The following is a 23,169-nucleotide window of genomic DNA, read 5'->3' as shown; positions in this document are numbered from 1 at the left end:
ATGGATAAAATTAGAGATATAAGTATAAATGAAGCAGTGCTTCACGTGTTAGATAATAATGCAGATGAACCTATCTTGAATAATTATCAGCTGGATATTAATGAGGATTCATATAGATTTATTCTAAGTCATATAGAGAGAGTACTTAAAGATGATAATTTAAGATATGCTAAATTTATGGATAAAAAAAACATAATAAAAGATACATGTCAACGTTATTTAGACGGGAGAGTTAATATATTACCTTCATCATCTATTATAGCAAAAAGCTTATTTCATTTTATGAATCAAATAAATACTATTCCCTCATGTGACCTTTTAGTAGTTTCTTTTAGTACTGAATATGGCCCAATGATTGGGATACTAAAAATAGATTATATCAAACAATACACACATCATATTGATTTAGTAGATGATAATGTTGGAGTACAACTAACATCTATAAAAACAGTTCTTCCGGATAAAAAGAAGATACAAAAGGCTGCATTTATTAAACCTGTAAGAGAAAACCAGGAATATGATTTGTTAGTATTTGATAAAGAATACCTTAAGGATTCAGACGAATATGATAAAAATTATTTTGTAGATAAATTTCTAAAAGGCTATTTAGTTGAAAATGATAGAGATAAAACAAAGCAATTTTTAAATGCTGTAGAGATCTGGACCAGGAGTAACTTTAAAAATGAAGCAGTAAAAGCTGAAAAATTAAGAAGCAATATAAAGTTTGCATTAAACACTAATGATGAAATAGATATTTATGAATTGGCAAAGAAATTACTACCTTTTAAAGAAAATCAAGAAAACTTTATAGCTTATATGCAGGATAGGGACTTAGAAAATATTGAAATTGATAAAGAATACTTGGAGAAAAAGCTTAGTAAATTAAAAATCAAAGTAAGCAGTGATATAGATTTAAGCATAACAGATGATGCCTATAAGGATATCAATAAATTTGAAATCAAAGATAATGGTGATGGTAGCATTAATATGATAATCAAGAATATAGAAAATTACGTTGAAAAATAATTGATTATACCACAAATGAAATGGCGGAATGATTATGAAAGAATTTTACGGTGGTGTAAGTTTAGCCGCAAGAATTAGTTTTATGGTTAAATCTGAGAATGAAGAAAAAGCAACAGATATAGTATTTGATGATATCGAAGGTATGCAGCTTGTATTATAAGATGGTAGTAAATTAGAGATAACGGAAATAGATTGGGGCTTAATTGAAGAAGCAAACCGAGGCAATGTAAGTCAATCGCATATAAGTGATTTTGATATAGAAGAAGAAAGGTGAATGCCATGGAAACATTTTTTAATGCCGCAGTAATCAGTTTTATAATTATAGGACTTGATTTACAGGTTACTTATAAAGGAGAAGAAGTATTTAGACTATGCTGGGGCATTCAATGGATTATTAAAGGAGTATTGCCTAAATATAAAGATTAGCAAAATAAACACTCATGTGTGAGGGGGGGGTAATGTGGAATATAAAAAAGAAGATACACTAATAATTACAAAAATTAAACATGATGGATCTATTACTCTAGCCACCGGAAAAAGTAAAAAAGAAACCCATTGGAAGAACAAAACCATTATGTATTCTGACTTAATTAAAAAGCTTTCAACCACTACAAGAACACCTGAGACTTATGCAGAATATAAGAAGCTTCCTAAGACAGAGAGGGATAATCTTAAAGATGTTGGTGGCTTTGTAGGTGGAAGCTTAAAGAATGGCCGCAGAAAAGCTGAGAACGTTGCTAACAGAACTTTATTAACATTAGACTTGGATTATGTTAAAGGTGATATATGGAGCTCTATAGAGCTTCTATGGGACTTCTCGGTTACAATGTATTCAACTCATACACATGCACCGGATAATCAAAGATTAAGACTAGTTATTCCATTAAGTAGACCAGTACTTCCGGACGAATATCAGGCAGTAAGTAGAATGGTTGCAGATGATTTAGGAATAGATCAGTTTGACGATACAACTTATGAACCATCAAGACTTATGTATTGGCCATCAACTTCAAGTGATGGAGAATATGTTTTTAAAGTACAGGACCTGCAATGGCTTAATCCGGATGAAGTACTCGCAAGATATACTTTTGGTTGGCAAGATGTTAGTTATTGGCCAGAGAGTAGCAGAGCTAGGGCAAAGATTACAAGTGCAATAAAGAAGCAGGAAGATCCTTTAGAAAAGAAGGGGGTCATTGGTGCATTCTGCAGGACCTACACAATAACTGAAGCTATAGGAGAATTTTTAAATGAAATATATGTACCTGGTACTGATGAAACCAGATATACCTATTCAGAAGGAAGTACCACTGGTGGAGTTGTAGTTTATGAAGATAAATTTAGTTTTAGCCATCATGGTACGGATCCTACAAGCGGAATTTTGTGTAATGCCTTTGATTTAGTAAGAATTCATAAATTTAGTTCTTTAGATGATGAAGCCAAGGCAGATACACCAGTTAATAGACTACCGTCATTTACTAGAATGAGTGAGTTTGCAAGTAATAATGAAAAAGTAATGGAGACTCTAGGCAGAGAAAAGCTTGAAAAGGCCCAGGAGGATTTTGGAGTAGTTGAAACTGATGTAGATATAGACACGAAGTGGCTTAAAGAACTTACTTATACAGAACAGGGAAAGCTTAGAAGTACAATAAGCAACTTTTTATTAATAATAGAAAATGAACCACTGCTTAAAGGAAAGATAGCCTACAATGAATTTTCCAATAGAGCTGTAGTCATTGGCCAGCTTCCATGGAGAAGTAAAAATAATAAATCAGATTGGAATGATACTGATGATAGTGGACTTAGAGAATTTATTGAAAAATATTATAGCATTTCAAGTACTGCAAAATGTGCTGATGCTCTAGCATTAAGTTTTGAAAAGCATTCATTCCATCCAGTGAAAGAATATTTAAATAACTTAGTATGGGATGGTAAAGAGAGAGTAAGTACTTTATTTATAGACTATTTAGGTGCGGAAGATAATTCATATGTAAGAACTGTAACGAGAAAAATAATAGTTGCAGCAGTAGCAAGAATTTTTGTTCCTGGTATTAAATTTGATAACATGCCAGTACTCTCAGGTCCACAGGGCATATATAAAAGTACCATTATAAAAAAGCTTGGTATGGAGTGGTATTCTGATAGCTTAACAACTGTTAGTGGTAAAGAAGCATATGAACAGCTTCAAGGTGTATGGCTCCTGGAAATGGGAGAAATGATGGCCACAAAGAAAGCTGACATCGAAGCTACAAAACATTTCTTATCTAAGACTGAGGACATTTATAGAGTAGCTTATGGAAGAAGAACAAGTCGCTTTCCAAGGCAATGCATATTTATTGGTACCACTAATGATAGAGAATTTTTAAGAGATAAAACAGGTAATAGAAGATTTTGGCCAATAGATGTAGGAATCCAGAAAACTACTAAAAAAGTGTATGGGGACCTTGATAATGAAATAGATCAGATATGGGCTGAGGCTGTAGAGCTATGGAATAATAAAGAACCATTACATTTAAATAAAGAGGAATTAAAGGAAGCTGAAAGACAGCAAGATTCTCATTCAGAAGAAAGTGCAAAGGCTGGATTAATTGAAGAATATTTAAATAAGCCTATCACTGATAATTGGTATAATTTAAGCATTTCCGAGAAAAGAAGCTATATTCAGGGCTCGGATTTTGGGGACATTCCAGAGGGCAATATTAGGCGAGATAAAACTTGTGTTATGGAAATATGGGTAGAGCTTTTTAATGGTGATCCTAAACAGCTTAATCCTATGCAGTCAAGAGAAATTAATGATATTCTCAAAGGGATTGAAGGATGGAAAAGTTATGAGGGTAGATTACGATTTGGTAAAATTTATGGAACTCAAAGAGCTTTTATACGTGAATAAGTGTGAACAAAGTAATATTTTACAGTTTTTACCAACGTGAACAATGTGAACATAAAATTTTGCTTTGTTCACGCATTTGTTCACACTATAAAGCTAGTGATACCAAGGGTTTAAAGCCTAATGTGAACAATGTGAACAAAAAATAATATATAAGTAGTATTTATATAATTAGGCGTATACGTATATACATATACACGCCTAATACACGGATATATATATATATAGAAAAATTGTTCACAGTGTTCACACTTAAAATTAAGAAGGTGATATCTTGCAAGAAAGTAAAATTGAAAAAAGACTTAAAAATAAAATAGACCAGATAGGTGGAAAAGCATTAAAGTTCGTTAGCCCTGGTGTGACAGGAGTGCCAGACAGGATTGTTCTATTACCACATGGAAAGATAATATTTGTAGAGCTTAAAGCACCCGGTGAAAAATTGAGAAAAATCCAAGAGTTTAGAGCAAAAGAATTAAGATGTTTAGGTTTTGAAGTGAGAACTTTAGATACAGTAGAAAAAGTAGATATGTTTATAAGAGAGGTGAGAACATGAAATTCATACCTCATAGTTATCAGGAATATGCAGCTAATCACATTTTAAATAATCCAGCAGCAGGTCTTTTCCTAGATATGGGTTTAGGTAAAACCGTCACTACACTTACTGCAATAGATGACTTATTATTTCTTGGAGAAGTAAATAAAATTTTAGTTATAGCACCACTAAGAGTAGCAGAAGATACATGGAGTACTGAAATAGATAAATGGGACCATCTTAATTTAAAGATATCTAAGGTCTTAGGATCTGTAAAGGAAAGAACAATAGCTTTAAATATAGATGCAGATATCTATATAACTAATAGGGAAAATGTAGATTGGCTAGTAGAGAGATGTTTTAAGAACTGGACCTTTGATATGGTGGTCATAGATGAACTATCAAGCTTTAAATCTTCTAAAGCTAAAAGATTTAGAGCACTAAGAAAAGTTAGACCCTATTTTAAAAGAATAGTAGGACTTACTGGAACACCAGCACCTAATAGTTTAATAGATTTATGGTCACAGCTTTATTTACTTGATGGTGGGAAAAGGTTAGGTAAAACTATTTCAAGCTATAAGGAGCAGTATTTTACACCTGGTAATAGAAATCAATTTGTGGTTTATAATTGGAATCTTAAAGAAGGTGCAGAAGAAGCAATTCATAATAAAATATCTGATATTTGTATTTCTATGAAAGCAGAAGATTATTTAAATATGCCTGAAAGAATTGATAATGAAATAAATATAAATTTATCTGATAGAATAATTAATAAATATAAGCAGCTTGAAAAGGATCTTGTTTTAGAACTTGGAGAAGACGATATAACCGCAGCTAATGCAGCAGTACTTACTAACAAATTACTCCAAATGTCCAATGGAGCTATTTATTCAGAAAATCATGATGTTGTAGAAATTCATGAGGAAAAGTTAAAAGCTTTGTTAGATATTATTGAAGCAGCAAACGGAAAACCAGTATTAGTGTTTTATAGTTTTAAACATGACTTTGATAGAATTAAAAGCTTTCTAAAATCTAAAAAGGTATCTGCTACAGGACTTGAAGATTCTAAAGATATTAAGAAATGGAATGAGGGTAAAATACCAGTACTTTTAGTTCATCCAGCAGGAGCAGGACATGGACTTAATCTTCAGTATGGAGGAAATATTATTGTTTGGTTTGGGCTTGCATGGAGCTTGGAACTCTATCAACAGGCTAATGCAAGACTTTATAGACAGGGTCAAAAAGAGAATGTAATAATACATCACTTGATAAGCAAAGGGACAGTTGATGAAGATGTTATGAGAGCTTTAGGAAGTAAAGAAATAAATCAAAATACATTACTGGAAGCTGTGAAAGCTAGAATTCAAAAATATAAGAGCTAGGAGGTTGATAGCATGGAGCAGAATATAAGTTATGATGAAGCTGTTAAAATAGGTGTTCGAGAAGGAATTAAATATATAAAGGAGCAGGAATACTATAAAACCAAGAAGAGATATGACCGGAGACTTAGAAATACAAGACTACTGCTTAAGCATTATAGGGGGCTTAAGATTCATAATAAAATATCGGATAGTTCTACTAATGCCATTTACGAAAAGAATGCTGTAGATGTATTAGACGATATAGAAGCTATCAATGATGAAGAGCAGTACATTCAAGCTTTAAGCAGGACCAAGATAAGGACTTTAATTATAGTGGGGCATATTAACAAAGCCATGAAATATTATCAGGCGATATGTAAAAGCGAGGGTAAAATTAAAGAGAGAAGATATAGGATAATTAAATACATGTATATCGATCCATCTAAGGATGAAGTGGTACCAACGTATGAACAGGTGGCAGAGCATTTCAATGTTACTGTTAAAACGATTGGAAGAGATGTAAGAGGTGCGATTGAAGATTTAAGTATTTTATTTTTCGGAATAGATGGAATAAGGCTTTAAGAATGTCCTTGTCAAGATACCGTAATCCCAGTAATATAGCCAAAGTAGCCATAATTTAGCTGATAAAAAATGTCCTTTTGCGTGGAATTGACGTACCTTTTATAATATGAGAAAATGATATTGTGTAAAATTATAAAAATTTAAATATCTTGTGCAGGGAACGCCTTTAGTGGGCGTTCTTTTGCTATGTTTAGAATAGAAAGTGAGGTGAGTCTAGTGGCAAAATCAAAATGGGAAGATATCAAGGATAAATTGATTCTAATTGAAGGTTGGGCACGTGAAGGGCTCACTGATAAGCAGATAGCAAATAACTTAGGTATAGGATTGACTACTTTCTATAAACATAAGAAAGAACATTCCGAAGTTTCCGAAGCCCTAAAAAAGGGGAAAGAGATAATTGACTTTGAGGTTGAGAATGCACTCTTAAAAAGAGCATTAGGATATAAATATACAGAAGTTACCAAAGAGTTAATGCTAAAGAAGGATGCACGAGGTAGGCCTTTAGAAGATATACATGGATTTCCAGTGTATGAAATGGTAGTTACTAAAACAGTTAAAAAAGAAGTAGCACCAGATACTACAGCACAAATATTTTGGCTTAAGAATAGAAAGCAGCAGCAGTGGAGAGATAAGCAGGAATTACAGCACAGTGGTAATGTAACAATTAATAACCCATATAAAGATTTATCTACAGAAGAGCTTAAGAAGTTAGCAGCTTCTTGTGATGAAGATGGATAAAAAGGAAATAGCTTTAGGAGCAAAGTTAGAACTCGCAAGACGTGAGTTCTTTTCTTTTTGCAATTTAATGGCTCCTGACTTCTATAAGAGGAATAGAGAATATCTTGTGGAGCTTTGTGAGGGTTTTCAAAACTTCTATGAGGGTGAGGATGAAGTACTTGTATTAAATCTACCGCCAAGACATGGAAAATCAAGAACAGCTTCTAATTTTGTTGAATGGGTATTAGGAAAAAATCAGAATGAAAAGATTATGACAGGATCATACAATGAGACTTTATCCACTACATTCTCTAAAGCAGTAAGAAATGGCATATTAGAGGAAAAAGCAGATAAGGACAAAATAGTTTACTCTGATATATTCCCTAATACTAGGATAAAAAAAGGTGATGGAGCTATGAACCTGTGGTCCTTAGAAAATGGCTATAACAATTATCTGGCTACATCTCCTACAGGTACTGCGACAGGTTTTGGATGCTCTCTCATGATAATAGATGATTTAATCAAGAACTCCGAAGAAGCCAACAATGAAAATACTTTAGAAAAGCACTGGGAATGGTTTACTAATACAATGCTTTCAAGACTTGAAGAAGGTGGCAAAATCATTATCATCATGACTAGATGGTCCACCGGAGATTTAGCAGGAAGAGCATTGGAGCATTTCATTGAAGAAGGAAAGAAGATAAAGCATATAAGCATGAAAGCCCTTCAAGATGACGGAACTATGCTATGTGATGAAATACTATCACATAGAACTTATAAATCAAAAATCAGAGCTATGGGTGAGGATATTGCCAGTGCAAACTATCAGCAAATACCTATTGATTTAAAGGGTAAATTGTACGAGGATTTTAAAACTTATACTGAAATACCTAAAGATCATAGCGGTAATCCTTTATTTACTGAAATATTCAGCTACACAGATACAGCAGATGAAGGAGCTGACTATCTATGCAATATCATATGGGGTGCATACAATCATGAAGCCTATATTCTTGACATTATATACACTAAAAATCCTATGAGTGTAACTGAGAAGGCAGTTGCTGAAGCTCTTACAAAACATGAAGTAAACAGAAGCAGAGTAGAAGGTAATAACGGCGGGAGTGGTTTTGCCAGAGCTGTTATAAGAATAATGGAGGAAATCCTTAAGAACTTTAGAACTAGTGTTAAATGGTTTCATCAATCCAAGAATAAAAATGCAAGAATACTTTCACATAGCACCTGGGTAATGGACCACATTTATTATCCTGTGAATTGGCGAGACAGATGGCCTGATTATTATAAGGCTATGGCAACTTACCAAAGAGAAGGAGACAACAAACATGATGATGCTCCAGATGCAACTACAGGAGTAGCGGAAACAATGATTATGTTAGGAGGTTAAGAATGGGGTGGTTAAAGAATATGGCAACAAAAGTAATGAAACTATTAAATATAAGACCTGCACCTGATAAAACAATAAATATAATAGAGCCTTTAAGTTTTCAAGGGAATGTGCTTAAAAACAGAATATGGTACCGCGGTGATCCATCAGAGCTGGATCAATTTTTTAAACAGTCTGCAAGAGATTTAGTTAGCCAATCAAGGTTTTGGAGTGCAGTACCTAGCGATAAATTAAATATAAGAAAGATACATTCAGGAATTCCAGCTATGATAGCAGAGCGATTGGGAGATATTATCGTAGCGGATATTGAGGGTATAGATGTTGGTTCAGATGAATTAAATACTTTATTTGAAGAAATAAGCGACGATAATAATTTTAATAAAGTTATTGGTGAAGCTATAGTTGAAACTCTTGTAACTGGTGATGGAGCTTTCAAGATAACCGTAGATACAGATGTAACACCATATCCTATTATCGATTATTACGGCGGTGAAAGAGTTGAATACACCGTAAAACGGGGAAGGATTCAGGAGATAATATTCTATACTAACTATGCTAAGGAAAATAGAAACTATACTCTTCAAGAAACCTTTGGCAAAGGATATATAAAGTATATGCTCTATGATGATTCAGGAAAAGAAGTGGCCATTAATACTGTAGAAGAGACATCGGAATTAAAAGATACAACCTTTGATGGAAACTTTATTATGGCGGTACCTATGATGTTCTTTAAAAGCCAAAAATTTGATGGTAGAGGTAAAAGTATATTTGACAGTAAGAGCGATTCCTTTGACGCACTGGATGAAACTATAAGCCAATGGGTAGATGCAATTAGGGCAGGAAGAGTGCAGAAATATATTCCTAAGGAACTGCTTCCTATAAATCCTTCTACAGGTGAAGTTTTAGAGCCTAATCCTTTTGATAATCAATTTATTTCAAGAAAAACTGTTTTGAGTGAAAATGCAATTGATAAAATGGATGTAGTTCAAGCTGAGGTAAATTACAGTGCTTTTGTTGAAACTTATGCCAGTAACCTTGATATGTGCCTACAAGGAATAATAAGTCCTGCTACCCTTGGAATAGACCTTAAAAAGACAGATAATGCAGAAGCGCAAAGGGAAAAGGAAAAGACCACATTATACACCAGAGGGAAAATAATTGATGTACTTACGGAAGTTATCCCTGAGGTGGTTTCCATAGCATTACAGGTAAATGATTTACTGCACAGTAAGGCCCCTGGAGAATATGAAGCTACTATAAACTTTGGTGAATATGCAAGTCCTTCCTTTGATACTGTAGTGGATACCGTGGGCAAGGCTAAAATGAATGGAATTATGTCTATAGAGCAGTGCGTTGAAGAAATGTATGGAGATACCTGGACAGATGAAGAAAAGGCTGAGGAAGTTCAAAGAATAAAAGAACAATCCGGGATGACTACGTTAGATGAACCTGGAATTAACGGTCAAGATGACGACATAACAAATGAACTCAATAATGTAGGTGAATAGTTATGGCTGATGAAAATAAGAACCCATATAGCCTTAGAGAAATATTTCAAAGAATGGAACTGGACCTAATTTCTGCATTAAAAAGAACTTTTTTCAGACATAAGGAAGAGCAAATAAAAGAAGGTTTTGAGTGGGAACAGTGGCAGCTATCCAAACTTAGAAATATTGAGAAGTACAGAAAAGAAAATCAGAAAATCATTGGAGAATACAGCGCCCCTATACAGAAAACCATTGATGATGTGTTAGAGGAAAGTTTTAATGCTGGAGAAAACAGGGTAGAAAAAGCTGCAGAGAAGGCAAAAAAAGAGTATCCAGAAATTGATTTGCCAAAAGACTTAAAACCTATAAATACTGATAAAAAACTCTTGAAACTGGTATGGAGCCTTTATCTGATATATTGCCAAAAGTTATACCCGAAAAAGCACCTAAGAATAATCCACCTCCGCAGGAGAATAATTTCTTTGGCATGAATGATAAAAAGCTTAAAGCTCTTACAGATTCAGTTAAGAAGGATATTAATACAGCAGAACATTCCATACTTAGAAAAATGGATGATGTATACAGGCAGACAATATATAAAACCCATGTATATTTACAATCTGGAGCTACAAGCTTAAACCAGGCTATTGATATGGCTACTAAGGACTTCTTAGATAAAGGTGTAAATTCAATAGTGTATAAAGATGGTAAGAGAGTAAATATTGCTAGTTATGCGGAAATGGCTCTTAGAACAGCAAGTCAAAGAGCAACTTTCCTTGGAGAAGGAAAAAAGCGTGATGAATGGGGTATACATTTAGTTGTTGTATCAGCTCATGCAAATACCTGTAAATTGTGTTTACCCTGGCAAGGGAAAATACTCATAGATGATGTATTCAGTCATGGCACTAAAGCTGATGGAGATTATCCACTCTTAAGTGAAGCTATGGCCAAAGGATTATTACACCCTAATTGTAGGCATACATTAGCAACTTACTTTCCAGGCATAACAAAATTGCCTAAAGTACCTAAGGAAGATGTAATTAATGCTAATTATAAAGCAGAGCAAAGGCAGAGAGCTATTGAAAGGGAAATAAGAAGATGGAAAAGACGTGAAGCTGGTTCTTTAGATCCTAAAGATGAAAAGATGGCTAGTGATAAAGCTAAAGAATTACAAGCTAAACTAAGGCAGCACTTAAAGGATAATCCACAGCTTAGAAGAGATTACAGCAGGGAAAAACCTGGACCAGGAATAAACAATAAAGATGTAAAGGTAAATAAAGAACCATTGAAAACTAATGCTGAAAATGCTAAGATAAAAAGAGACGGTGCTGTTAGAGCAAAGGAATTCTCTAAGTATTGGAAAGAAGCAAGTTTAAAGGATTCAATAAATAGATTTGTTCCTAATCATACAGTTATTAAAAAATTAGAAAAAGGTAAGATATTATATATGAGTAATGATTCTAATATCCAAATAGTATATGATATTAAAGGTAATTATTTTAGAATACAGGATTTATCTATAAAAGGGAAAAGAAGTTATTTAGATTTGCAAGGAAATAATCCAACCAATAAGATTGTGGACGGTAAGCAAAAAGGTAGAAGCAAGGAAGAATATGAGCCACTAACACATTTTAAGAATAAGGATGGTGATAACTAATGGAAAAAATACGGTATATCTCGGTTCCTTTAAATTCTTTGGGAGCGGAAGAATATAATTATGGTGAAGAAGATTCAAAAAACATTACTGTGTTTGAGTTGACGAAAGAAGAGTTTGACAAAATATATTCTTCTGGAGTATTTGAAGAGATTAATGATAAATGTAATTTGTTAATTGACGATTATGAATCAGAAGAAATAAAAGGAGATAATTTAAACACAGCATTAAGTATAGCGGAAAAGAAAGAATTAAGTTGTAAAAAGTTAATAGATGCATTGAATTTAGCCATAGATAAAAATACTTTTATTGGGTTGGATTTTTAAAAAGCACTTACTAAGTAAAGATAGTAGGTGCTTTTATTATATCTAAAAATAACTGGAGGTTTTGAAAATGGATAAGAAAAATGAAAATAATGAAAAGAAAGATCCTTTACAAAGTTTTTTAGATCAGGCTGCTAACAGTATAGCTGTAGGTGCTGCTAAGTTAGAAATGGAAAAGTTTAAAGATTTTGTACCTGTTATAACAGATTGTACTAAATGTATGTATGATGATATGAAACAAAAGGGATTTACAGATAGGCAAGCTTTTGACTTTGCTAGTGAATATACAATGAGACAATTTATTCAAAATTAGAGAGGTGAGAATGATGGATTTATCAAATTTAAAGGGAGAATGTTGGAAAAACTTGAATGGTGAAAAGAAGTATTTGCCGCTATTTACAGAAAAGGAATTAAAAAAGGCTGAATCAATAGTTGAGACTTTGGAAGGTATGCCTATTGATTCAGCGAAAGAATTATTAAATAAAGTTTCTATAGCAATAGAACAATTAGCTGTTATTAGATGATTCTATTGAATCAATTATTTCATTACATGTTTTATTGAATGCCTTTACAAATTCATCTACTGACATTGTAGAAATATCATAATGCTTTTCCATGTAGAGCATAGCCAATTTATCAACACGCTCTTCAAAATAAGTATGATTATGCATAAGTAAACACCTCCTTTCAACAAAATTCTACCATATTTGAAAGAGGTTGTACTATAAGTCTTAGAAATAAGGCTTTTTTATTTTGTCCTGAATAAGACTATAAACTGTTTAAATTTATATGAAAGGATTGATTCATAAGTGAATAAAGAGCAATTTATAGCACTAGGACTTACAGAGGAACAGGCTAAAAAGGCGGCAGAAGCTTCACAGGAGGAGTTAAAGTCTTATGTTGAAAAACAAAAGTTTGATACTGTTAGTGAGGAAAATAAGAATCTCAAAACCACCGTAAAAGAAAATGCCGCTCAGCTTGAAAATCTTAAAAAGTCTGCAGGAGATAATGAAGAGCTTAAAACTCAGATAGCAAGCTTACAGACTGAGAATCAAGAGAAAGAAACAAAATACCAGGAGCAACTTAAGGATTTACAATTAAGCAATGCAATTAAGTTATCCATAGCTGGTAAGGTCCAGGATGAGGATATAGTTTCAGGACTTATAGATAAGACAAAACTTATCTTAGGTGATGATGGAAAGGTTACTGGTCTTGATGAACAACTTAAGGGATTGAAAGAATCTAAGGCTTTTTTATTTAAAGAAGAAAAACCAGCAGACCCTACTGACCCTAAACCAGGATTCCATGTTGGCGGAGATGGTAAAAGCAATCAACAGCAATTAAAACCAACAAATTTATTTGAAGCTGTAGCATCACATTTTCAAAATACAGCAAATTCACAAAAATAGAAAGGATGATGAATAATGCCTATAACATTAGCAGAAGCAAGTAAAAACGTACAAGATGATTTACAAACAGGGGTCATTGATGAATTTAGAAAAAATAACTTCTTACTTGACAATTTAACCTTTGATGATGTAGTTTCTCCTACTGGTGGAGGTGCAACTCTAACTTATGCATATACAAGATTACTTACTCAACCTACAGCAGGATTCAGAGAAGTAAATGAGGAATACAGCCCACAAACTGTTACTAAACAGAGATATTTTGCAGATTTAAAGATATTTGGTGGAAGCTTTGAGGTAGACAGAATTATAGCTGGTATGGGTGGAATAACCAATGAGGTTACTTTACAGATGGCACAAAAGATTAAAGCCGCACAAGCACTTTTTAATGACACTGTAATTAATGGCGATAGTGCTGTAGATGCAAAAGCTTTTGATGGATTAGAAAAGGCTCTTGCTGGGAGTTCAACTGAGTATGATCCAGGTACAGCAATAGACCTTTCAAGTTCTGCGACTGTAGATACTAACTGGAAACTATTCTTAGACCAACTAGACGAGTTCTTAATGGGGCTTGATGGTTCGCCAAGTTTTATAGCTGGAAATACTAAGCTTATTGCAAAATTAAGAGCATGTGCAAGAAGAGCAGGAATGTACCAAACTACTAAAAATGATTTTGGTATTCAAGTAGAAAGCTATGGTAATATTCCATGGATTGATCTTGGAGCTAAGTCCGGCACTAATGATCCAATTGTTCCTATATCATCAGTTGCAGGTTCAGAGGGGCATACCAGTTTATATGCTGCAAGATTAGGACTTGATGGATTCCATGGTATTTCTATGGCAGGTCAACCACCAGTAAGAACATGGCTACCAGATTATACTACAGCAGGAGCAGTTAAAAAGGGTGAAGTTGAAATGGTTGCAGGTGTGGCGCTTAAAGCTACAAAAGCAGCTGGAGTAATGAGAAAAATAAAAGTAGCATAGGAGGGATAGCATGTATAAGATAACAGCTCCAAATAATCAATACACTGGTTTATCTGCCGGTGTTAATTTTAGTAATGGTGTGGGATTAACAGGCAGAAAAGAACTAGTTAATTGGTTTAAAGAGCATAAATATAAAGTTGAAGAAATTAAGGATGAATCTAAAAGTGTAGATGATATGACAGTAGATGAATTAAAAGCTTATGCAGAGGGTAAAGGAATAGATCTTACTGGATTAACTAAAAAAGATGATATTCTGAAAAAGATAAAAGGTTCTACTCCTGATCCTGAGGGTAAATAATTATGGCTTATGTAGATTCAGATTATTATAAAAACACATACAAGGGTACTTTTATTCCAGATGCTGAACTTGATAGTAAATTAGAGCTTGCAAGTGACGATATAAATTCTCTTACGTATAACAGAATTATAGGCGCAGGTTTTGATAATCTTACTCCATTTCAGCAGGATAAAATAAAAAAAGCTGTATGTATTCAAGCTGAATTTAATTATCAGTATGGAGATTATTTAGACCTTCCAGTAGATAGTTATAGTGCTGGAAGTGTTAACGTAAGCTTTGGGAAAGAATCTAACGGAGTAAGGACTCCAAACTCTGTAGTAAATTATCTTAGTCAAACAGGCTTGACCTGTAGGATATTGTAGGTGGTACTATGAAAGGTAAATTACCATTTCCAAAGTGGATATTAAATACTGAGCTTAAGATTTTTGATATTGAAATAGGAGAAGATGGAGGACCAAATGAAACTATAATGTTTGAGGGGAAAGCTTTCTATGAAGAAAAGACAAGGCAGACACTGGATAAGGATAGAAGTCTTGTAACACTTTCAGGTAAGGTGATAGTCCCTGGTGATATTAATCCAGGTAAAATAATAAAAGGCTGTGTACAGATAGGAGAGGTCAAGAAGGATATATTTAAATCTTCTAGGCCCAAAAATCCTGATGGTACAGTCTTTTCTACTGAATTGGATTTGATGTAATGAAAGCTAGAGTAAAAATTAAACTCAATAATTCTGCTATAAAAACATTGGAGCAGGCTAAAAAGCAGGCTACAGAAATGACTGCCGAAGCTATCTTATCAGATATAAAAACAAGTGTGGTTGTGCCTAAACAGACTGGAGAACTTGAAAGAAGTGGTTTTATAGATCCTACAGGATTAAGCTGGGGAGCATGTAGAATTATTTTTGATACTCCATATGCACGTAGGCTTTACTGGCATCCTGAGTATGACTTTAGAAAAGATAAAAATCCAATGGCACAAGGTAAATGGATGCACGCTTATTTATATGGCAGAAAAAAGAATTATGCAAAAGATATTTATAAAAAGTTTCTTAAACAGTTAAGTAAGGGGCTGGTTAAATAATGTTACTCAGCGAAATAAAAGACTGGCTTAAAACTAAAATAGATTGCCCTAAGTGGTATGTAGGAAAGATAGATGGAAGTCAAGAGCAGTGTATTGGAATCTATAGTGTGGAAGGTGGTAAGCCCAATATAGCTGTAGGTGGATTAGATAACACAACTTATGCTACTAAGACTATATCAATCTTAATTCACTGGGGAAAAAATACTACTCCGGCGGAGCAAAAGGCACAAGAGGTATATGATGTACTCTTTGGTCAAAGTGCTGTTATAGCGGGTAAGAGGGTTATTCAATTTGATATGAGGACCAGCGAACCTATAGGAGTAGGAACAGATAACAACTGTATTTTTGAATTTGTAATTGAAACAACAATAATTTATGAAAGGTAGGTAATGAAATATGGCATTTACAGGTGGAGTTTATCCAGTATTTAATATCCAGTTCCAAATCGGTGTGTTAGGAAGAACTAGCTCCGAAACTGACATGAAAACTATAAAGGACATGGAAACTTTTTCTCCTAGTATTGATGGAAATATAGAAGAATGGACACCTATGGATACAGAGGGATGGGTCCGTAGACTTATGACTGGTAAAGGATTTACTATTGGTCTTAATGGTAAAAGGAATGTAGGAGACCCAGGAAATGATTATGTAGCAGGATTGGCTTGGAAGAGTGGACTTGATTGTTCTAGTAAATCTGCAATTATATTTCCAAATGGTGCAAAACTTGAATTTGATTGTATTGTTAATGTGACTACTCCTTTTGGTGGAGACAGTACAAATGTATCCGGATTAGAGCTAGAATTACAATCAGATGGTAAGCCAACATATACACCAGCACCAGCAATACCTTAAAATAGAGAGGAGATAATATAAATGGGAAGATTGTATGATATAGCAGGAAGGCTTGATAATTCAAAGCCAGAAGTAAAAATTGATGAAGAACACATTTTTAAAATAAACACAAGTAAAGCTGTAGGGCTTAAGATTGATGATATACACAAGGATGATAAATTGGGTGACTTTGAAAAAATAGATACAGTTATTAAGGTAGCTCTAGGTCCTGAAGCTTTTGATTATATAGAAAGCCTTGATTTAACTATTCCAAACTACACTACCATAATAAATACTATTATGGCAGCTTTAGGGGATACATCTTTAGAAGAAGTAGAAGAAGCAGCTAAGGATCAAAATAAAAAAAAGTAGAACAGTGGTATGATATATATGATGACTGGGGGCTTATTGAAGCCAGTTTTACCGCCCAATATGGTATTAGATTAAGAAATGAACCCGATATGTCCTGGGGTGAATTCTGTACTCTACTCGGTGGAATAATGCCTAAAACTCCACTAGGACAGATAGTTAGTATTCGTAGTGAAGAGGATAAGGATATGCTTAAGCACTTTACTAAAGAGCAACGTAGAATAAGAAATGAGTGGAGAAGTAGGCAGATAAGAAACATGTCTGATGAAGAGAAAGCAGCACAGGTTAAAGAAATTGAACAAATGTTTGCAAAAGCTTTTGGTTAATCTATACAAATACTCCTGAAAATATAGTATAATTGTGGTAAAAAGAGGGGGTAATTTTGTATGGGAATTAAAGATTTTATGAAAAAAATGGCTGATAAACAAGCAGAAACAAATAGAAAAATAGCTGAGAAAAGAGAAAAGCATGAAATTGAAATGCAAGAAATAAAAAGAAAAAGGGATGAAATGTTAGACGCTATGCATCCATTTAGTGGTTCTAAGAAAAGATTAGAAAAAGAATACCAAAAGGAAAGACTTGAACAGCTTAAAAAAGATCATGTACCTTTCTGTCCTAAATGCAGAAGTACGAATATAACTTTTGTAACTAAAAAGCTTAGTTTAGGTAGAGCTGTAGTTGGTGGAGCAATAGGGTCTGTTGCTGGTCCTTTAGGTACTGCCGCAGGAGCAACTATGGGAGGATTAAGTAGTAAAAAGGGTAAAGTTAAATGTCTTAATTGTGGTCATACATGGAAAATTAAATAATATTCTGGTAAACACTTAGTTATTACTAGGTGTTTTTATTTTGTCTAAAAAGGGAGGTGGAGTTGTGGCAGACAATAATTCTGTGGGTAAAATAAGTTTAGATTTAGAAGTTACCAGTGATTTAGGAAAACAAATAGAACAGGTTGCTAGCAAAATAGGGAATCAATTGGAATCTGCTTTAAAAAATATAGGCAGTGTAGATATTGGAAAGAGTATAACAAATTCTATTGAAAGTTCTATGAAAGCTATGCAGAAAATAATTGAAAAAAATATTAGCGAAGCTATTGAAAAAGGCTTAGCTAATCAAAAGAAGATAAAAGTTCCTGTGGAGTTTGATATGCCTAAAAACTTTAGTATGCCAAAACAAAATTTTAAGGTATCCACAGCACAGCCTAGAGCACCACCTATGCCCAAAATAAATACTGGTGTTAATATGGAAGCTCTAAAAGCTCAAATAGCTAATTTAGGCAAAAGTTTAGATATAACTAATGCTAAAATTGAGCAGCAACAGGCTAAACTTGCAAGCTTAAAAGAATCTTATAATATGGCTTTTGACGGCGCTAGGAAAAATAAGCTTTTAGAACAGATTTTAAAAACTGAAACTAGCATAAATAAGCTTATTGGTCAATCTGACAAGATGGGATTTAAGCTTGCTGACTTGGATAAGCAATTTGATATATTAGGCAGTGCTGCTAAAAATGCAGGCTCAGGCATGAGTGAAGCAGCTACTAAAATGATTGGAATGAGTAGCGCAGCATCTAAAGCTGATAAGCATATGCATAATATGAGTAACTCCACTAAAGATATGCATAGTAATATGAATAATGCCTACGGTGGTATAAGTATGTTCATAAGCAGCATGTTTACATGGGGCTTAATATTCCCTATGGTAATTGGGGGAATTACTTCTTTAGGTAAGTTTATAGGCTCTACACTAATGGTAAATGCCCAGTTTGCAAATAGCTTGAATCAGATTAAAAGCAACCTTTACACAGCATTTATGCCTATATACGAAGCTATATTGCCAGCACTTAATAGCTTAATGAGTGCATTAGCTACCGCCACAGCTTATCTTGCTAGTTTTATAAGTCAGCTTTTTGGTACTACCTATGAAGCTAGTTTTCAATCGGCGAAAGCTATGCAGAATCAAATAGGGGCTATGAACATAGCAGATAAGCAGGCACAAAAGGCAGCTAATAGTTTAGGCGGCGTTGGAAAATCTGCTAAGAAATCAGCGGACCAAACAAAAAAAGCCGCTAAAGAAGTGACAGGAGCTCTTGCAGGATTTGATGAAATTAATAAGTTAAGTCTAGGAAATAACAAAACTGATACTCCGGATACTCCTAAGGAAACTACTCCACCAGGAAGCGGTGTTATAACTCCAATAACTCCTATGGCAAATATGGCACCAATTGAGGCAACAACATCAAAGTGGGCTGATAAATTTAAAGATATATTAGCTAACATATGGAAGCCATTCCAAAATGCTTGGGCTAGAGAAGGGCAGAATACTATTAATGCTGCTAAACATGCACTTAATGGAATACTTGCTTTACTTGGGGCTATAGGAAAAAGTTTTTACACAGTATGGACTAATGGTACCGGAGAAACAACTCTTGTCTATATGCTGAAAATTCTCCAGGATATTTTAAATATTGTTGGAGATATAGGACATACCTTTGCCAATGCCTGGAATAATGGAAGCATAGGAACACAGGTAATACAATCCTTAGCTAATGCCCTTAACAATGTACTTTCTCTTATAGATAAAATGCTATTATCTGTTAGAAGAGTATGGGGTGAAGAAGGCCCCAAATTTGCAAATATATTTATGCAGGCTCTACTTGCTGGAAGTAAAGTTATAGAAAATGTAACTCAACAATTAGGTTGGATATGGGATCATGGAGGACAACATGCCTTTGAAGGTCTCGTAAAACTAGGTCTTAAGATTGGAGAACTGGCATTATTTATATTTACTAATTTTGTAGCACCTTTCGTAAATTGGTTTGTAAATATGGTAGCTCCAGCAATTAGTCCTGTCCTTGATGCAGTAGGAAAATTATTTGATGTATTAAGCAGCGTCATTGATTGGCTCATGAGTGACGGTAAGCCTGTACTGGATGTTATAATAATAGCTTTAGGAAGTTTTGCTCTAGCTTGGAATGGCGTAACTATAGCCTTAAAAACATTTTGGGGCGTCTTTAATACGGTTAAAAATTTTGGAACTATATTAAGTGGTGCCTTTAGTATATTATTATCGCCTATAGGATTAGTAGTATTGGGCATTGCTGCTGTAATTGCAATAGGAATTCTCTTATATAAAAATTGGGATACGGTTTCAGCATTTTTAGTAAAATGTTGGAATGCAATAAAAGATACTGCGGCTTATGTATGGAATGGAATTAAGGACTTTTTCTCTAAATTATGGGATGATCTTAAAGATTTCTTTGCTACATGGGGACCAGTACTACTTGTTATAATAGCTCCATTCATAGGCATACCACTTATTATAAAAAAACATTGGGAAGAGATAAAAGGCTTTTTTAGTGATATATGGAGTAATCTAAAAGCAACCGTAAATGATGGTGTTGCTAATATTAAAGATAAAATTGGAGAAATGAAACAGGATATCCAAGAAAAGTGGAGTTCTATAAAGCAAAATACCCAATCTACATGGGATAATATAAAGCAAACTACTTCATCAAAATGGAGCGATATGAAGAAAGGCGCTCAAACTACATGGAATAGTATAGGACAAAACATACAGAATTCTTGGAATAATATAAGACAAAATACATCAAACTCATTAAATAATTTAAAGCAAAACGCTTCAAACACATGGGGTGTAATGCGTAGCAATATTAGTAGTGCATGGGATGGCTTTAAAAACATCATCAGTAACAGTTCATCTAATACCGTAAACAATGCTAAAAACACATGGAATGGACTTATAAATTGGTTTCGTAACCTTCCTAGTACTTTTAGAAACCTTGGTAGAGATATGATTAACGCTCTCGGTGATGGTATTAGAAATACTATTAATAGTGTAGTTGATATTGCCAAAGATCTAGGTAATAAAATACTAAATAAAATAAAAGATATCTTTGGAATTCATTCACCTTCAAGAGAGATGTTCAAAGTTGGTAATTATTTTGTGCAAGGATTTACAAACGCCCTAAAAGGCAATGACATTGGGTCTATGGTAAAATCTGTTTTTGGAGATGTTACAAGTCTTGCAAAAGGTAGCTTAGGCGGCCCATTAGGTGTTATGCTTAAGCCTATGATTGATTCAGGTGCTTTTGGTAAGATAGGCGGATTTCTTAAAGGTATGACCGATAAGGGAGCATCTTTCTTAAGTAGCATGTTTGGTGGCTCTGGTGGTGCAAGCGGTAACATTAAAAGTTGGCTTTCAACCGCATTAGCTCTAACAGGGCAGTCAATGAGTGCTTTGCCAGCACTGGAGCAAATAGCAATGCATGAATCTGGTGGGAATCCCAAGGCTATTAATCTTTGGGACAGTAATGCCGCAGCAGGACACCCTTCCAAAGGATTAATGCAAACCATAGACAGCACATTTAACGCTTATAAGTTACCTGGTATGGATGATATTTGGAATCCAATTCATAATGCAGTAGCTTCCATAAGATACAGTATTGCTAGATACGGAAGTATATTAAATGTACCTGGTATAAAAAGTATGACAAATGGCGGTGGATATGTAGGATATGCTAAAGGTACTAATAGCGCTAAAAAAGGTCTTGCAATGACTGGTGAAGTAGGTCCAGAAATGATTGATTTTAGCGGTGGTGAAATGGTGCTTAATCTTAAAGACACTATATCCTTAATAAGCAGTGCTGTAAACACCATAGGTAATATAAAAAATGCTATTGCAGGAATATCAACTATACAGCAACCACAGCTTTCCATGACAGGTACTAGCAGCTCTGATACTTCAAATGAAATTAATAGCTTAATAGATGAAATTAAGGAGTTAATTGAAGCTATTAAGAAAATAAAAGGTGATTCTCCTGGAGGAAATAACCAACCTATTCCTGATATAAACTTAGATTTATTAATTAGAATAGGAGACACACCTTTGGGAAAAGCAGCAATAAAAGCTATAAATAAGCTTCAAAAACAAGCAGGAAAAACATTAATAGAAATATAGGAGTGGTGACATGGCTTTATTAATTGGAGGAGCGGCGGTTGCTGCTCCTAAATCATTTCAAGTAAATTTAATTGACCTTGATAGTGATAAGAGTAATAGAAACGCTAAAGGTGTTCTTATGCGTGACAGAATAAGGCAAATGAGAAAACTTGAATGCGAATGGGGTCCTTTAAAAAGCTCAGAGATAAAAGTAATATTGCAAGCTGTAAATCCAGTAGGTGTTCCTGTAACTTATCCGGATCCATACACAGGCAATGACCAGACGAGGACGTTTTATGCTGGAGATAGAACCGCACCTGCATATGATTTTAGTAATGAAACATGGTTAGGTTTAAAAATGGATTTAATAGAAGTGTAGATTAAGGAGGTAAGATTATGATAGAAAAATTAAATATATAGTAATGCACCAATATGTGATTTGTCTGCATCTACAGACAGAATTACAAGTGGCACAATAGATACTAGCCAAATAGAAAATATAGATGGTTAGGCTCTTTTTTAATAGAAAAAAATAATAAAAGGGAAAGGTGATTTTAAATGATGATTAATGAAACAGTAAATTTAAGTGCAAACATAACAGTGAAGGATGCTAATAACAACGATACAGTGGTAGCTAATTTAAGTGTAAATAGCTTAGATTCTAGCAACATGAATCTTTCTATTAATGTTAATACCTATAATAAGGCACTATTAACAGCAGAAGGTGCAGTGAATGCAGCAGGTGAAACTGTAGCAGAGCAGTATACGCAGTTTGAAACAGCAGTAAAAGCAAAGGCTAAAGCATTAGGATATGTTATATTTGGTTAATTAAAAGAGCTTAGAGATAGGCTCTTTTCTATTTTAAATATATAAATTAAAAGGATGGTTTTAAAATGAAAATAAGCAATCAAAAATTGTTAGAAGATATACAAAAATTAGGTGGAGTAGCACAGAAACAGCTCCCTGTAAAGGTAAGCTATGCTATAAGCAAAAATATAAGTAAGATAGAATCTGAGCTTAAGATTTATGATAAAGAAAGACAAAAGTTAATAGAAAAATATGGTGAAAAAGATGAACAGGGAAAAGTAGTTGCAGATGAAAAAGGACAAATTAAATTTAAGGATAAAGATAGCTGGGATAAGGATATAAAAGCTTTGTTAGATATAGAAAATGAAATTGATATTCATAAATTTTCCATAGATGAGCTTAATGGTTTTAATATATCAGCGGCAGAGTTACAAGTCATTGACTATATGATAGATGATAAATAAACCTCA

At 33.9% G+C, this 23,169-nt stretch carries 31 protein-coding genes; 30 read left to right on the top strand and 1 reads right to left on the bottom strand.

Translation table 11 applies throughout. The features are described 5' to 3' along the window. The 15 genes from CLPA_RS19705 (at position 1) to CLPA_RS19645 (ending at position 12,495) form a co-directional block, all read left to right on the top strand. A complete protein-coding gene (locus CLPA_RS19705; RefSeq protein ID WP_003444933.1) occupies positions 1–1,026 on the top strand; it encodes a nucleoid-associated protein in 1,026 nt (341 codons plus the stop codon). Positions 1,027–1,060: 34 nt separating this feature from the next. Beyond that, the gene (locus CLPA_RS21960) at positions 1,061–1,186 is read left to right on the top strand and encodes a hypothetical protein (RefSeq protein WP_257786224.1); all 126 of its coding nucleotides are present in this window, start codon (positions 1,061–1,063) and stop codon (positions 1,184–1,186) included. A gap of 119 nt (positions 1,187–1,305) precedes the next feature. Further along, complete coding sequence (locus CLPA_RS21295) at positions 1,306–1,452, top strand: hypothetical protein (RefSeq protein ID WP_155760405.1); 147 nt, start codon at positions 1,306–1,308, stop codon at positions 1,450–1,452. Positions 1,453–1,486: 34 nt separating this feature from the next. Continuing rightward, on the top strand, positions 1,487–3,913 hold the full coding sequence (locus CLPA_RS19700) for a virulence-associated E family protein (RefSeq protein WP_003444935.1): 2,427 nt from the start codon (positions 1,487–1,489) through the stop codon (positions 3,911–3,913). 271 nt (positions 3,914–4,184) lie between these two features. After that, positions 4,185–4,463, top strand: coding sequence for a VRR-NUC domain-containing protein (locus CLPA_RS19695; protein WP_003444938.1), 279 nt, complete (start codon positions 4,185–4,187; stop codon positions 4,461–4,463). Then, a complete protein-coding gene (locus CLPA_RS19690; protein WP_003444939.1) occupies positions 4,460–5,824 on the top strand; it encodes an SNF2-related protein in 1,365 nt (454 codons plus the stop codon). The genes CLPA_RS19695 and CLPA_RS19690 overlap by 4 nt, the downstream gene beginning before the upstream one ends. A gap of 12 nt (positions 5,825–5,836) precedes the next feature. Beyond that, on the top strand, positions 5,837–6,385 hold the full coding sequence (locus tag CLPA_RS19685) for a hypothetical protein (RefSeq protein WP_003444940.1): 549 nt from the start codon (positions 5,837–5,839) through the stop codon (positions 6,383–6,385). A 216-nt stretch (positions 6,386–6,601) separates the two neighbouring features. After that, positions 6,602–7,123 (top strand): transposase, encoded by a 522-nt coding sequence (locus CLPA_RS19680; RefSeq protein ID WP_034830628.1) that lies wholly within the window; start codon positions 6,602–6,604, stop codon positions 7,121–7,123. After that, positions 7,116–8,507 (top strand): phage terminase large subunit, encoded by a 1,392-nt coding sequence (gene terL, locus CLPA_RS19675; RefSeq protein ID WP_034830630.1) that lies wholly within the window; start codon positions 7,116–7,118, stop codon positions 8,505–8,507. The genes CLPA_RS19680 and terL overlap by 8 nt, the downstream gene beginning before the upstream one ends. A 2-nt stretch (positions 8,508–8,509) precedes the next feature. Then, positions 8,510–10,015 (top strand): hypothetical protein, encoded by a 1,506-nt coding sequence (locus tag CLPA_RS19670; protein ID WP_003444943.1) that lies wholly within the window; start codon positions 8,510–8,512, stop codon positions 10,013–10,015. 2 nt (positions 10,016–10,017) lie between these two features. Beyond that, the gene (locus CLPA_RS21955; RefSeq protein ID WP_034830549.1) at positions 10,018–10,485 is read left to right on the top strand and encodes a phage minor capsid protein; all 468 of its coding nucleotides are present in this window, start codon (positions 10,018–10,020) and stop codon (positions 10,483–10,485) included. Beyond that, the gene (locus CLPA_RS20190; RefSeq protein WP_071167539.1) at positions 10,482–11,651 is read left to right on the top strand and encodes a phage minor capsid protein; all 1,170 of its coding nucleotides are present in this window, start codon (positions 10,482–10,484) and stop codon (positions 11,649–11,651) included. The genes CLPA_RS21955 and CLPA_RS20190 overlap by 4 nt, the downstream gene beginning before the upstream one ends. Continuing rightward, the gene (locus tag CLPA_RS19655; RefSeq protein WP_003444945.1) at positions 11,651–11,974 is read left to right on the top strand and encodes a hypothetical protein; all 324 of its coding nucleotides are present in this window, start codon (positions 11,651–11,653) and stop codon (positions 11,972–11,974) included. Before CLPA_RS20190 ends, CLPA_RS19655 begins: the two co-directional genes overlap by 1 nt. Positions 11,975–12,041: 67 nt before the next feature. After that, entirely contained in the window at positions 12,042–12,284 is a 243-nt protein-coding gene (locus CLPA_RS19650; protein ID WP_003444947.1) for a hypothetical protein, read from the top strand. 10 nt (positions 12,285–12,294) lie between these two features. Beyond that, a complete protein-coding gene (locus CLPA_RS19645) occupies positions 12,295–12,495 on the top strand; it encodes a hypothetical protein (protein WP_143756604.1) in 201 nt (66 codons plus the stop codon). Here the strand turns inward: CLPA_RS19645 and CLPA_RS21405 are convergent. Continuing rightward, positions 12,478–12,642: a hypothetical protein gene (locus CLPA_RS21405; protein ID WP_003444951.1), complete on the bottom strand. Its 165-nt coding sequence runs from the start codon at positions 12,640–12,642 to the stop codon at positions 12,478–12,480. The two genes, CLPA_RS19645 and CLPA_RS21405, sit on opposite strands and share 18 nt — an antisense overlap. 138 nt (positions 12,643–12,780) lie before the next feature. Between CLPA_RS21405 and CLPA_RS19640 the strand changes: the two genes are divergently transcribed. From CLPA_RS19640 to CLPA_RS19565, 15 genes are all read left to right on the top strand, one after another. Then, entirely contained in the window at positions 12,781–13,380 is a 600-nt protein-coding gene (locus tag CLPA_RS19640; RefSeq protein ID WP_003444953.1) for a phage scaffolding protein, read from the top strand. 15 nt (positions 13,381–13,395) lie between these two features. Next, on the top strand, positions 13,396–14,361 hold the full coding sequence (locus tag CLPA_RS19635; protein WP_003444955.1) for a major capsid protein: 966 nt from the start codon (positions 13,396–13,398) through the stop codon (positions 14,359–14,361). A gap of 10 nt (positions 14,362–14,371) precedes the next feature. After that, positions 14,372–14,659 carry a hypothetical protein gene (locus CLPA_RS19630; protein WP_003444957.1) on the top strand — a complete coding sequence of 96 codons (288 nt, stop codon included), beginning with the start codon at positions 14,372–14,374 and terminating at the stop codon, positions 14,657–14,659. A 2-nt stretch (positions 14,660–14,661) separates the two neighbouring features. After that, the gene (locus CLPA_RS19625) at positions 14,662–15,021 is read left to right on the top strand and encodes a head-tail connector protein (RefSeq protein ID WP_003444966.1); all 360 of its coding nucleotides are present in this window, start codon (positions 14,662–14,664) and stop codon (positions 15,019–15,021) included. 8 nt (positions 15,022–15,029) lie between these two features. After that, positions 15,030–15,356, top strand: coding sequence for a hypothetical protein (locus tag CLPA_RS19620; protein WP_003444983.1), 327 nt, complete (start codon positions 15,030–15,032; stop codon positions 15,354–15,356). Next, positions 15,356–15,739: a minor capsid protein gene (locus CLPA_RS19615; RefSeq protein ID WP_003444984.1), complete on the top strand. Its 384-nt coding sequence runs from the start codon at positions 15,356–15,358 to the stop codon at positions 15,737–15,739. Before CLPA_RS19620 ends, CLPA_RS19615 begins: the two co-directional genes overlap by 1 nt. Then, on the top strand, positions 15,739–16,125 hold the full coding sequence (locus CLPA_RS19610; protein WP_003444985.1) for a phage tail terminator protein: 387 nt from the start codon (positions 15,739–15,741) through the stop codon (positions 16,123–16,125). Before CLPA_RS19615 ends, CLPA_RS19610 begins: the two co-directional genes overlap by 1 nt. Positions 16,126–16,135: 10 nt before the next feature. Then, complete coding sequence (locus tag CLPA_RS19605) at positions 16,136–16,591, top strand: phage tail tube protein (RefSeq protein ID WP_003444986.1); 456 nt, start codon at positions 16,136–16,138, stop codon at positions 16,589–16,591. Positions 16,592–16,612: 21 nt separating this feature from the next. Further along, positions 16,613–16,942 carry a hypothetical protein gene (locus CLPA_RS19600; protein ID WP_003444987.1) on the top strand — a complete coding sequence of 110 codons (330 nt, stop codon included), beginning with the start codon at positions 16,613–16,615 and terminating at the stop codon, positions 16,940–16,942. 14 nt (positions 16,943–16,956) lie between these two features. Beyond that, positions 16,957–17,265, top strand: coding sequence for a Gp15 family bacteriophage protein (locus CLPA_RS19595; RefSeq protein ID WP_034830554.1), 309 nt, complete (start codon positions 16,957–16,959; stop codon positions 17,263–17,265). Positions 17,266–17,325: 60 nt separating this feature from the next. Next, positions 17,326–17,745, top strand: a complete 420-nt coding sequence (locus CLPA_RS19590; protein ID WP_003444989.1) for a hypothetical protein — start codon at positions 17,326–17,328, stop codon at positions 17,743–17,745. 40 nt (positions 17,746–17,785) lie between these two features. After that, positions 17,786–21,913 carry a transglycosylase SLT domain-containing protein gene (locus CLPA_RS20185; protein ID WP_003444992.1) on the top strand — a complete coding sequence of 1,376 codons (4,128 nt, stop codon included), beginning with the start codon at positions 17,786–17,788 and terminating at the stop codon, positions 21,911–21,913. A 10-nt stretch (positions 21,914–21,923) separates the two neighbouring features. Next, complete coding sequence (locus CLPA_RS19575; protein ID WP_003444994.1) at positions 21,924–22,271, top strand: DUF6711 family protein; 348 nt, start codon at positions 21,924–21,926, stop codon at positions 22,269–22,271. A 179-nt stretch (positions 22,272–22,450) separates the two neighbouring features. Further along, entirely contained in the window at positions 22,451–22,720 is a 270-nt protein-coding gene (locus CLPA_RS19570; RefSeq protein ID WP_034830556.1) for a hypothetical protein, read from the top strand. Positions 22,721–22,785: 65 nt separating this feature from the next. After that, the gene (locus CLPA_RS19565) at positions 22,786–23,163 is read left to right on the top strand and encodes a hypothetical protein (protein WP_003444998.1); all 378 of its coding nucleotides are present in this window, start codon (positions 22,786–22,788) and stop codon (positions 23,161–23,163) included. The last annotated feature ends 6 nt before the right edge of the window (positions 23,164–23,169 follow it).

Origin of the sequence: Clostridium pasteurianum DSM 525 = ATCC 6013 (assembly GCF_000807255.1) — a bacterium.
GTDB lineage: Bacteria > Bacillota > Clostridia > Clostridiales > Clostridiaceae > Clostridium_I > Clostridium_I pasteurianum.
The sequence above is the reverse complement of the archived record's forward strand: the minus strand, read 5'-3'. Positions and strand labels throughout refer to the sequence as shown.

Bases quoted from the DNA above. Each gene is read 5' to 3' on its own strand.
- CLPA_RS19705 (WP_003444933.1), top strand. From the start codon at position 1: ATGGATAAAATTAGAGATATAAGTATAAATGAAGCAGTGCTTCACGTG.
- CLPA_RS21960 (WP_257786224.1), top strand. From the start codon at position 1,061: ATGAAAGAATTTTACGGTGGTGTAAGTTTAGCCGCAAGAATTAGTTTT.
- CLPA_RS21295 (WP_155760405.1), top strand. From the start codon at position 1,306: ATGGAAACATTTTTTAATGCCGCAGTAATCAGTTTTATAATTATAGGA.
- CLPA_RS19690 (WP_003444939.1), top strand. From the start codon at position 4,460: ATGAAATTCATACCTCATAGTTATCAGGAATATGCAGCTAATCACATT.
- CLPA_RS19685 (WP_003444940.1), top strand. From the start codon at position 5,837: ATGGAGCAGAATATAAGTTATGATGAAGCTGTTAAAATAGGTGTTCGA.
- terL (WP_034830630.1), top strand. From the start codon at position 7,116: ATGGATAAAAAGGAAATAGCTTTAGGAGCAAAGTTAGAACTCGCAAGA.
- CLPA_RS19670 (WP_003444943.1), top strand. From the start codon at position 8,510: ATGGGGTGGTTAAAGAATATGGCAACAAAAGTAATGAAACTATTAAAT.
- CLPA_RS21955 (WP_034830549.1), top strand. From the start codon at position 10,018: ATGGCTGATGAAAATAAGAACCCATATAGCCTTAGAGAAATATTTCAA.
- CLPA_RS20190 (WP_071167539.1), top strand. From the start codon at position 10,482: ATGAATGATAAAAAGCTTAAAGCTCTTACAGATTCAGTTAAGAAGGAT.
- CLPA_RS19655 (WP_003444945.1), top strand. From the start codon at position 11,651: ATGGAAAAAATACGGTATATCTCGGTTCCTTTAAATTCTTTGGGAGCG.
- CLPA_RS19650 (WP_003444947.1), top strand. From the start codon at position 12,042: ATGGATAAGAAAAATGAAAATAATGAAAAGAAAGATCCTTTACAAAGT.
- CLPA_RS19645 (WP_143756604.1), top strand. From the start codon at position 12,295: ATGATGGATTTATCAAATTTAAAGGGAGAATGTTGGAAAAACTTGAAT.
- CLPA_RS21405 (WP_003444951.1), bottom strand. From the start codon at position 12,642: ATGCATAATCATACTTATTTTGAAGAGCGTGTTGATAAATTGGCTATG.
- CLPA_RS19635 (WP_003444955.1), top strand. From the start codon at position 13,396: ATGCCTATAACATTAGCAGAAGCAAGTAAAAACGTACAAGATGATTTA.
- CLPA_RS19630 (WP_003444957.1), top strand. From the start codon at position 14,372: ATGTATAAGATAACAGCTCCAAATAATCAATACACTGGTTTATCTGCC.
- CLPA_RS19625 (WP_003444966.1), top strand. From the start codon at position 14,662: ATGGCTTATGTAGATTCAGATTATTATAAAAACACATACAAGGGTACT.
- CLPA_RS19620 (WP_003444983.1), top strand. From the start codon at position 15,030: ATGAAAGGTAAATTACCATTTCCAAAGTGGATATTAAATACTGAGCTT.
- CLPA_RS19615 (WP_003444984.1), top strand. From the start codon at position 15,356: ATGAAAGCTAGAGTAAAAATTAAACTCAATAATTCTGCTATAAAAACA.
- CLPA_RS19610 (WP_003444985.1), top strand. From the start codon at position 15,739: ATGTTACTCAGCGAAATAAAAGACTGGCTTAAAACTAAAATAGATTGC.
- CLPA_RS19605 (WP_003444986.1), top strand. From the start codon at position 16,136: ATGGCATTTACAGGTGGAGTTTATCCAGTATTTAATATCCAGTTCCAA.
- CLPA_RS19600 (WP_003444987.1), top strand. From the start codon at position 16,613: ATGGGAAGATTGTATGATATAGCAGGAAGGCTTGATAATTCAAAGCCA.
- CLPA_RS19590 (WP_003444989.1), top strand. From the start codon at position 17,326: ATGGGAATTAAAGATTTTATGAAAAAAATGGCTGATAAACAAGCAGAA.
- CLPA_RS19575 (WP_003444994.1), top strand. From the start codon at position 21,924: ATGGCTTTATTAATTGGAGGAGCGGCGGTTGCTGCTCCTAAATCATTT.
- CLPA_RS19570 (WP_034830556.1), top strand. From the start codon at position 22,451: ATGATGATTAATGAAACAGTAAATTTAAGTGCAAACATAACAGTGAAG.
- CLPA_RS19565 (WP_003444998.1), top strand. From the start codon at position 22,786: ATGAAAATAAGCAATCAAAAATTGTTAGAAGATATACAAAAATTAGGT.